Genomic DNA, 9,392 nt, shown 5'->3' on the forward strand with positions numbered 1-9,392 from the left:
CTTGGACGATTGGTATAGAAAGGGTGTGTAAAAAATTGATTAATAGTATAATACAGCGGTGCAAAAAATGGCAAAAAGAGGGTTTCGAGGCGAAAGAAAAAAGAACAGGAACTAGGCCTTAGGGCATAGGCAATAGGAGGAAGTATGACGGAAAAAGGGAAGAAATGACTGTCACTACATTCCCCTTTTGAAGTTAGCCAACGAGGACTCACAGCTAGATATGTAACAAGAGAATGTTTCTTTTCAAACAAGTAACCCTATTTGTGGCTTGTCCCCCTTCGGGGGGTCGGGGGCTTTATTCTAGCTCTTGCCTACTAATAATCTTTTTTTTTATCCACATTTCCGGCATCATTGTACTAATTTGGCATTATTTTCGTATACTTTCTCTTAGAAACACAAAAACTATATCCCAAAATGAAAAACATATCTTATTTTTTATTGTTATGCCTTGCCCTACTCATAGGAGCTTGTGGCAACCGAAACGCTTATAAACCCGTTGATCGTGGAAGCAGTACCACCGAATACCCATATGAAAGCTCTGCCACTGATTACCGAGAAGAAAGTAGCGGTGAATTAGCCGAGATAGCCGTAGTTGGTTACGGCGAAAAGAGCGCTAAGAGAAAATCCTCTAAAATAACAGGCGATGTTAGTAGAAGTGACGAAAGTACGATGTCAGCTAAAATGTCAGTAGCAAAAGATGTAGCAACCAGCAAACCAGCGAAACGCACTGAACCTAAGCACCGCAAACGTCGCCCCGAAAGCGACCCCCAACCTCAGTCCGGCTTGGTAACTGCCGGCGAGTGGAACGACATCAATAGTTGGGATTTTTACCAAAAAACGCTCAATAAAAATGAATTTGCTTCTTTCCCCGAACATTGGCAAATGTACACCAATCACCGTATAGCGGTACTTGTAACCGCTAATGGTAAGCCTGCTGTGAATGTTACCGTTGCGCTCTATCGCAACAATACCCTGCTATGGACAGCTAAAACCGATAACACGGGTAAAGCTGAACTATGGGTGAGTGCCTTCCAAAAAGAAAAAGAGCTTAACACCGAGCATTTGCGCCTAAAAGTAAACGACCAATGGGTGAGCACAGAAAAAGCAATTAGCGAAAGTACACTCAACCGTATTGCGCTTAAAAATGAAGTAAAAAAAGCATCAAGCGAAGTACAAATTGCCTTTATGGTAGATGCTACGGGCTCAATGAGCGATGAGTTAGAGTTTCTAAAAATGGACTTGAAGAACGTAATCAGTAAGGTAGAAGAAGGAAATAAAAACCTCGAAATAAGCACCGCTACGGTCTTTTATCGCGACGAAGGCGATGAGTATGTAGTCAAACATTCCGATTTTACTAAGGATATCAATAAAACCATTCAGTTTATTAATAGCCAAAAAGCTGATGGTGGTGGCGACTTCCCCGAAGCAGTCCACACAGCCCTCAACCAGCTCAACAAACTCCAATGGGACGGCGAGGCACGCACACGTATTGCCTTTTTAGTACTCGATGCTCCTCCACATCACGAAGATAAGATACTCAAAAGCGTACAAGCATCAGTTAAAACCGCTGCCGAGAAAGGTATCAAACTCATTCCTATCGTAGCCAGTGGTATCGATAAGCCCACCGAGTTCTTAATGCGTTTTATGGCAATATATACCAATGGTACCTATGTCTTTATCACCGACGACAGCGGTATAGGTAACGCCCATTTGGAACCCAGTGTAGGGGAGTATCAAGTCGAAAAACTCAGCGACTTAATGATTCGCCTTATCAAAAAGTATACTGAATGATCTGGCTCACTTTTTGCTACAAAAGTCTCAGCTTTTTAACTTTTAATTTTTTACTCAAATGAAGGCACTTCCCCTATTAGCACTATTTCCGCTATCACTCATAGCCCAAAACCCTATTCCTGCTGGCTCTTACAATGCTAGCTCTCTTGGCAATGCTTTGGAGCTTAGGATAGGTAATAACAATACTTACGAATTGGTAGGCGCTTCGGGCAACTATACCTTAAAGGATAAAAAAATAGAGTTCTCTTCCGATGCATCGTCTTTTTTGGTTGAGAAGAAACAGAGCAATAGCTCTCAGTTGCAAATTACCTTTAAAATAGGAACAGGGCTCTTTGGCGACCCACATTTCTTATATGTAGGCTACGAAAACAACAAAGGTGAAGTGGAATATGTGTGTGTACATAACAAAATCACTTCATTGGAAAATGTAGAAAAAACAAAAGACAGCAATGGAGTTGGTTACTACGTATTAGAAAGTTTTGAAGTGCCACGTACTGAAAACCTTTACTTAGTGAATGCCCATTCAGTAGCTTTCAACAATAAATCTAAAGAAGTAATTATTGAGAAATATCCTATCGGAAAGACAACCAATGCCGTGGAAGTAGAATTTTTAGGAACCAATAATATGCTTAATTTAAAAGGCACTTACAACCCCGATAAAGGAACGATTTCTCTTACCGAAGGCGATTCCGATAACGCAATTCTGTTCAGTAACAAGGCAAGCACTCCTAATCCAGCAAAAGTAGCCCGTAGCAATAAGGAAAATGTAAAGAATTGGAAATATCTCATCGCTTTTGAGGAAGAACAGGATATCCCCGAATATAATCCTGAAAAAAGAGCTAAGCAGAAAAGCCAAGCAGATATTTCACTGCCCAAGAACTTGAAAACTGCCCTTGCTTCAGCCGATAAATATAGCCGTTTGGTAATAGTCTTCCAACAACCCAATAACAAGGAGGCTCAACAACAATTCGCTACCCTTTTTGCCAAATATAAAGAAGAAGGCGGGAGCAATGGCTATCAATTTAATGATAACGAACAATATAAAAGCTATCCGTATGAACTTTATTTGGCTACTACCAAAGATATGAAAACCCTCAAAACCAAAGGCGTACCTACAGGTAACCAAATGGCTGTGCTTGACGTAGCCGGTAATCTGCTTTACAATCAGCCCTCTACTATCGAAGAGGTTGCCAATGACGAAATTGTAACGAGTGATTCTTACGGACAGCAGTTCGGTACGATAGCAATGGCTCGTGCGCTCGACAAAGCTTTGGGTAACCCTAAACTCTCTGTAAAAGACCTACAAGCTATTTTTACCACTTTCCTCAAAAAAGATAGTCAGCGTGTGTATTTGTTAGCTAAAAATCGTCCCGTGCAAAAAACAGGCGATGCTAATGAGGAAGAAGCCTTCGACTATATAGCGCAAGAGCAAGAAGATTACTTCTCCGATTTTAAAAACCCCAAAGGCATCTACCAAATGCAACTTACCCCTGAGCAAGTAACTACCCAATGGCAGCGCATCATAAACGCTCATAAAAACGATAGCAAACTCGATTCCGCATATGCTTTCTTGCTCGCTCTTAATAGCAATGATAGTGATTATTATTACCGAATTTTCAATGCCGAAAAGTCCGCTTCTCCTGCTGATGTAGAAGCAATCGCTTATTTGGTGAAGTTCAGCGAGGAAATTAAAGCACATAACGAAAAACTCATTCCTAAAAACGATGACTATACAGACTATCAACAACGCTTAGAGAAAGGCGTAATAGAAGCAAACTATGGACACTTCAGTACTCTTCTTGACCGCCTTGTATTCAACGACAAAACGCTTTTTGAACCTGTAAAAGCCGTTTATATCGAAGGTATCAAAAAGAACGTACTTACCGCTGATGATTACATCGATTTTCTCTATGAAAACAACGTAGAAGAAGCCAGTGCTTATTTCGGCGAATACTATAAAAGCCTATTGAAAAGAGATAGTAATCTCATTGCAGCACTCGATAAGGCTTTTTCCGAAGGCGATGAAGAAAACAGTTGGAAGTATTACAAAATGCGCTTTGCTAACCGCGCCAATAACATCGCTTGGAAAGTGTACGAAGAACATAAAAACGACCCTGCTAAATTAGCAGAACCCTATCAGTGGGCAAGCTCGGCAGTACAGTTAGAACCCGAAAATCCTTATTACTTAGATACCCTCGCTCACCTCTTGTACATACGCGGTGAAAAACAAGAAGCTATTAAGCTCGAAGAAAAAGCCGTAAAACTCCTTTCAAAAACTAATGATGAATTTGAGTCCCAACGCCAAGAGGTAAAAGCTAATCTCGAAAAGATGAAACGAGGAGAGATGTAGTGCCTCATTTTCTCATTCCCTTATTTGCTCATTTGCTAATTACGTCTTATCTTTGCACTTTCTAATAGCAAGCAATTCAAAAAAATTTATCTACAATGAAAAAATTGTACGTTTTATGCATCTTGCTCATCGCTTTTGCGTGCAAGAAAGACAATGATGAAACGCTCCCACTGAGCACTGAAAAAGACATTCTTTCGTTTGTCTTTACCGTAGAGGGTAACACTTATAGTGGTACTATCAGCAATACCACTATCACCGCCCAATTACCTGAAGACACCGATGTTGCCACCCTTACTCCTACCATCACGGTTTCTAAGGGCGCAACCGTAAGCCCTAATACAGGGGTAGCTCAAAACTTCTCTAAGGAAGTAACCTACACTGTAACCGCCGAAAACAAAAGTACTAAAACCTACAAAGTACTGGTTACCACCGAAAAAACCGAACAACCGCAAGGCCCAATAGAAATTGGGTTCGTTCCTAATGAATATACGGTAAACAAAGCAGGAGGCGAGGTGATTTTCTTCGAGGTAAATACATTACCCGTCAAAAAAGAGCAAATAAAAGTAAAGCTCCTTAAATACAGAAGCGCGCTCTCTTACGACCTCAAAGTACAAAAGATAGACAAAAAAGAAAGACGTGTATATGTGGTCTTGCCTGCAACTTATAAAAACGGTCAATATCGCTTTAAAGCAACCTTCGACAAAGAAGAAGTGGAAAGTGGTGTTTTTACCTTAGATAGTAGTGAGATTGTTTTAGATGTTTTAGATATTAATCTTTTTGAAGGTCCTGTACAAACATTAGCAACTACCAACTTGCAAATCTTTAAAGTGCTAGTATACGCTAATGCTGAAGCCTTAAAGAAATACACCTATTACCTACGTAAAAACGGACAAGATTACCAGCTTACAGTTGCAGAAATGTCTGGTTACAATCTCGAATTTAAGATGTTCAATACACCTGCGGGAGCTTTCAGCGGAGGTAATGACTTTAAGTTTGTAGTAAAAGGGGGTGCTAAAGAGCAAGTACTTCCTTTTGTAAACAGCGACGGACAAGCGATAAACATAGTGCCTACCTATGCCCCAGTAATCAAATCTCTCTCTACAACTACCCTAAAAACAGGTGATGAATTAACCATAACAGGAGAAAACTTTACCTATATGAGCGTAGGTTTTAATACTAATTACAGATATTGCGAGTTGCTTTTAATTAAAAACGGAGAAACAAAAGCAACTTTAAGTACTTATAATCACCGAGGTACCACCGCAACTTTTAAAATAGATAATAATGTAGAGTCAGGTACTTATAAGGTAGTATTATCCTCTCAAATACACCTGAAATCAGAGGTTTTTGGTCAAGAAATTACCGTTCAAAAAGTTGTTCCTGAAACTCCTCCACGTTTGAAAGTTAAAGGCACTGCTGAGCTTATAGACAAAGACGCCTCTTTTTTCGCTAAACAAATTAATATTTTCTTTAATGAAGAAATAGGTAATGCTTCTATAAAAGCTATTGTATTTCCTAATCTGAAAATAGAAAATATGACTAGATATCCAGCAGCAGTAAGTACACGTAGACTATCTGATAGTGAATACGACTATTTATTAAAAGACCTGCCCAAAGGCTATGTACTCATAGAAGAAAACGGCAAAGAATATAAAGCAGAATTCTCTTTGAGAAAAGTCTGAAGTCAATAAGTCGTATAGCTTAACAGAAAATAAAAAGACTTTGCCAAGGGGTTAATAGCCTGTCGTGCTACGACCCTTTGGCAAAGTCTTTTTTAACGTCAGCTCATATAAAAGTGATTTACAGTTGTGCTTTACGTTATAATCTGTGAAATCTAATGGCGAAGCTACCAATCTGTGGATTTTGTTCCATAATATTGAAATCTGTCGATATCTAAATCCGTGTAATCTGTGTAATCTGTGCGAGATTTTAAAGTAGCGAAGCTACTTATTTAGACATATAACTTTAATGTCATTTTTCTTACATCAATGTCATTTTTCTTACATCGAATTTACGTTTTTAATCTAAAAGCGTTTGTCCTATTAACAACTACTTAGCGGTAATTTCGTACCCTTTATCTTTAAAAGCTCTTACCAACTGCTGGATATGGTCGGTACCGTTGGTCTCTACCGTAATAAGCACTTCTTTATCGCGGAAGCGTGAGAGGTTCTTAAACTGGTTGTGGGCGAGTTTAATTACATTAGCTCCCACTTCTGCAATAATTTGAGTAATCTTAGCGAGTTCACCAGGGCGGTCAGGAATGCTTACCGAGAAGTTGAAAATACGGTCTCTGCTCACCAATCCCTTGCCTATCATCGAAGATATCATTAGCACATCTATATTGCCCCCACTTACTACAGGCACAACGTTCTTACCGCGGTCGGTGAGTTTTTTGAGTGCTGCCAAAGGTAATACGCCTGAGTTCTCAGCGATAAGCTTGTGCTTTTCTGCCAATAGCAAGAAAACTTCCGTAAGTTCATAGTCATCTACGGTTACCACCTCGTCTACATACTTCTTGATATACTCAAAATTTAGCTCTCCTATCCGTTTTACGGCAGTTCCATCAGCAATGGTATTGGCTTCGGGTAGGCTAACAAGCTTATTCTTCTTCAGTGCTTCAGTTGCCGAAGCAGCTCCTGAGGGTTCTACACCTACAATCTTAATATCGGGTTTGAGCTGTTTAGCAGCGCAAGCAATCCCCGAGATAAGCCCACCACCGCCTATAGGTACAACTATCACATCGGTGTTAGGCAGTTCTTCCAATATCTCTAAGGCAATAGTACCTTGTCCTTCCAACACATCAGGGTCGTTAAAAGGGTGTACAAACACGTAGCCTTCTTTCTCTTCCAGCTCTTTCGCTTTTTGGTAAGCATCGTCGTATACATCGCCGTAAAGCACTACTTCAGCACCGTACTTTTTGGTAGATTGCACTTTGATAAGAGGCGTAGTTTTAGGCATTACAATCACGGCTTTGATACCCAATTCACGTGCTGCGTAGGCAACGCCTTGTGCGTGGTTTCCTGCTGAAGAAGCAATAACTCCTCTTTTTTTCTCTTCCTCGGTGAGTTTAAGGATTTTGTTATAAGCGCCACGAATCTTAAAAGCTCCTGTCTTTTGAAGGTTTTCGGGCTTGATGTAGATTTTGTTGCCAGATTCTTCTGAGAAGAGCGGACTATAAATAAGGTGTGTAGGGAGGAGCACACTCTTGAGGTGCTCACGTGCTGTGATAAAGTTCATAATTTTCAAATAGTGTTAATAATTAATGTCTCTTCAATATAGTATAATTGTACCCCTATTAATCGCCTGTGTGGCTCACACCTACCCGTGTGGCTCACACTTATGGTTTTGCTTGAATCTTATCAGAAAAAGCACTCCAGAAAGTAGCTCTTTTGTATTGCTCTACCGAGGCTTTAGGTACGTATATCTTTTCTATACGAGTAGTCCTAAACGGGTTATTTACTAAGGCAGGAGGGTTTACAGCATTAATCGTTACTGTTTTAAGCTGTTGGCAATACCAAAAAGCATCATACCCTATAGTCTTCAGTGTTGCAGGCAAGACAACACTCTTCATCTCCGTACACCCCGAAATTCCCACAGTTTCTATATCAGTGAGTCCAGTATTTTCTAAGTTAATTTCTTTTAGATAATTCCACCCAATAGCGCCAAATCCTAATATTTCTACTTTATTGAAGTGTAATTCTTCGAGATTATAAGACATTGACAATACGCTATAGGGCAGTCTTTTTACATTAGGAAGGGAGAGTTTTCTAATTTTTGTTTTGAAGAAAGCTTTATCGCCAAAAACTACTGTAGCATTGGTATTGAAGGTAACGGTACCACTAAGGCTAGCTTCTTCAAAAGCACTTTCTTCTATTTCTTTGAGGTTGTTAGGGAAAGTAATCGACTGTAAGTTCTGATGTTCTTTAAAAGCCTCTTTCCCGATAGTATTCACATTTCTGAGCTTCTCATCAGCTTGCATATCAAGCACTGTAGTATTCGCATTCTTCCATTTTATGAGTGTACGCCCATCAGCGCTGAGCTCATAATCAGCGGTAGAGTTACCGTTGTTGTCATCATCACTCTTCCGACAGCTCACCAAAGCAACCATCGTCAAAGCTAATAATAAAACTTTTCTCATTTTCAAATTTCCTAATTTTCTCATTCTTTAATTTAATTAATTGCCTGAATCTTCTCTGCAAAATCTTTCCAGCCTGTCGCTTTTTTGTATTGTTCTACCGAACCCTTAGGCACATAAATAGTAGGTATCACACTTTTATCGTTAGTGCCAAAAATACTATTTATATGCAAGGCAGGTGGATTTACCGCTTTAATAGTAATCTTTTTCAGCACTATGCATTGCCAAAAAGCATCTGATTCTATTCTAGTGAGCGTCTCAGGTAAAGTAACCTCTTTTAGCTTCCACATCCCCACAAAAGCCCCGTGCCCTATTTCAGTAAGCCCTGTCCCCTCGAAGGTAAGCGAGGCAGCATTGCAATCTCTCAGCGCAAAATCACCTAATTTCTTTATTTTGTTAAAAGTAACCTCTTTTAAATCCCTACAAACTGAAAAAGAATTGATACCTAACACACTCATATCGGGGAATGTTATCTTTTTCAGATGAGTGTGGTAGAAGCACTTTTCGCCAAAATCAACGGTAGCTTTCGTGTTAAAGACAACCTCACCGCTGAGGTTTGCATCTTCAAAAGCACTCTCTTCTATCTCCTTCAAGTTATTCGGAAATGTAATCGATTGGAGGTTCTGATGTTCTTTAAAAGCCTCTTTCCCGATAGTATTCACATTTCTGAGCTTCTCATCAGCTTGCATATCAAGCACCGTAGTATTCGCGTTTTTCCATTTGATAAGCGTACGCCCATCAGCACTGAGCTCATAATCAGCGGTAGAATTACCGTTGTTGTCATCATCACTCTTCCGACAGCCCATTAAAGCAATCATTGCCAAAGCTAATAATAAAACTTTTCTCATTGTATAATTATTTTTTATCGTATTTATCAATTTTTGCAAGCTACTAATTTTCTCATTTTCAAATTTACTAATCCACTAATTTCCCATCAGCTCGTCGCACTATAACCTCACATTACCTCCGTCATTCGTCTCTTGTCATTCGTCATTTCTTCCCCTCCACTGGCGCGAGCTTTTAGCTCGTGCTCTCCCTTGCTAATTTTCTAATTTGCTAATTCTCTAATTACCCCTTCTCCCTTCCGTCATACTCCCCCCTAGTGCCTATGGCCTA

Annotated in this window: 6 protein-coding genes; 3 read left to right on the plus strand and 3 right to left on the minus strand. The window is 39.8% G+C overall.

Annotated features, from left to right (window positions below; translation table 11 throughout):
* Positions 1-414 precede the first annotated feature (414 nt).
* The 3 genes from HMPREF9078_RS00160 to HMPREF9078_RS00170 all read left to right on the plus strand — a co-directional run bounded on the left by HMPREF9078_RS00160 (position 415) and on the right by HMPREF9078_RS00170 (position 5,823).
* Positions 415-1,791, plus strand: a complete 1,377-nt coding sequence (locus HMPREF9078_RS00160) for a hypothetical protein (RefSeq protein WP_009418690.1) — start codon at positions 415-417, stop codon at positions 1,789-1,791.
* Between the two features lie 58 nt (positions 1,792-1,849).
* Positions 1,850-4,141: a hypothetical protein gene (locus HMPREF9078_RS00165; RefSeq protein ID WP_009418691.1), complete on the plus strand. Its 2,292-nt coding sequence runs from the start codon at positions 1,850-1,852 to the stop codon at positions 4,139-4,141.
* A gap of 95 nt (positions 4,142-4,236) precedes the next feature.
* A complete protein-coding gene (locus HMPREF9078_RS00170) occupies positions 4,237-5,823 on the plus strand; it encodes a hypothetical protein (RefSeq protein WP_009418692.1) in 1,587 nt (528 codons plus the stop codon).
* 367 nt (positions 5,824-6,190) lie between these two features.
* On the opposite strand, the gene ilvA is transcribed toward HMPREF9078_RS00170, so the two are convergent.
* The 3 genes from ilvA to HMPREF9078_RS00185 form a co-directional block, all read right to left on the minus strand.
* Positions 6,191-7,378 (minus strand): threonine ammonia-lyase, encoded by a 1,188-nt coding sequence (gene ilvA / locus HMPREF9078_RS00175; RefSeq protein ID WP_009418693.1) that lies wholly within the window; start codon positions 7,376-7,378, stop codon positions 6,191-6,193.
* A gap of 100 nt (positions 7,379-7,478) precedes the next feature.
* Positions 7,479-8,279 (minus strand): leucine-rich repeat domain-containing protein, encoded by an 801-nt coding sequence (locus HMPREF9078_RS00180; protein WP_034542362.1) that lies wholly within the window; start codon positions 8,277-8,279, stop codon positions 7,479-7,481.
* A gap of 32 nt (positions 8,280-8,311) precedes the next feature.
* Positions 8,312-9,124, minus strand: coding sequence for a leucine-rich repeat domain-containing protein (locus HMPREF9078_RS00185; protein ID WP_009418695.1), 813 nt, complete (start codon positions 9,122-9,124; stop codon positions 8,312-8,314).
* Between the last annotated feature and the right edge of the window lie 268 nt (positions 9,125-9,392).

Source organism: Capnocytophaga sp. oral taxon 380 str. F0488 (assembly GCF_000318255.2).
Taxonomy (GTDB): Bacteria; Bacteroidota; Bacteroidia; order Flavobacteriales; family Flavobacteriaceae; genus Capnocytophaga; species Capnocytophaga ochracea.

Excerpts from the sequence above, each read along its gene's own strand:
- HMPREF9078_RS00185 (WP_009418695.1), bottom strand. The coding sequence starts at position 9,124 with ATGAGAAAAGTTTTATTATTAGCTTTGGCAATGATTGCTTTAATGGGC.
- HMPREF9078_RS00170 (WP_009418692.1), top strand. The coding sequence starts at position 4,237 with ATGAAAAAATTGTACGTTTTATGCATCTTGCTCATCGCTTTTGCGTGC.
- HMPREF9078_RS00180 (WP_034542362.1), bottom strand. The coding sequence starts at position 8,279 with ATGAGAAAAGTTTTATTATTAGCTTTGACGATGGTTGCTTTGGTGAGC.
- HMPREF9078_RS00165 (WP_009418691.1), top strand. The coding sequence starts at position 1,850 with ATGAAGGCACTTCCCCTATTAGCACTATTTCCGCTATCACTCATAGCC.
- ilvA (WP_009418693.1), bottom strand. The coding sequence starts at position 7,378 with ATGAACTTTATCACAGCACGTGAGCACCTCAAGAGTGTGCTCCTCCCT.
- HMPREF9078_RS00160 (WP_009418690.1), top strand. The coding sequence starts at position 415 with ATGAAAAACATATCTTATTTTTTATTGTTATGCCTTGCCCTACTCATA.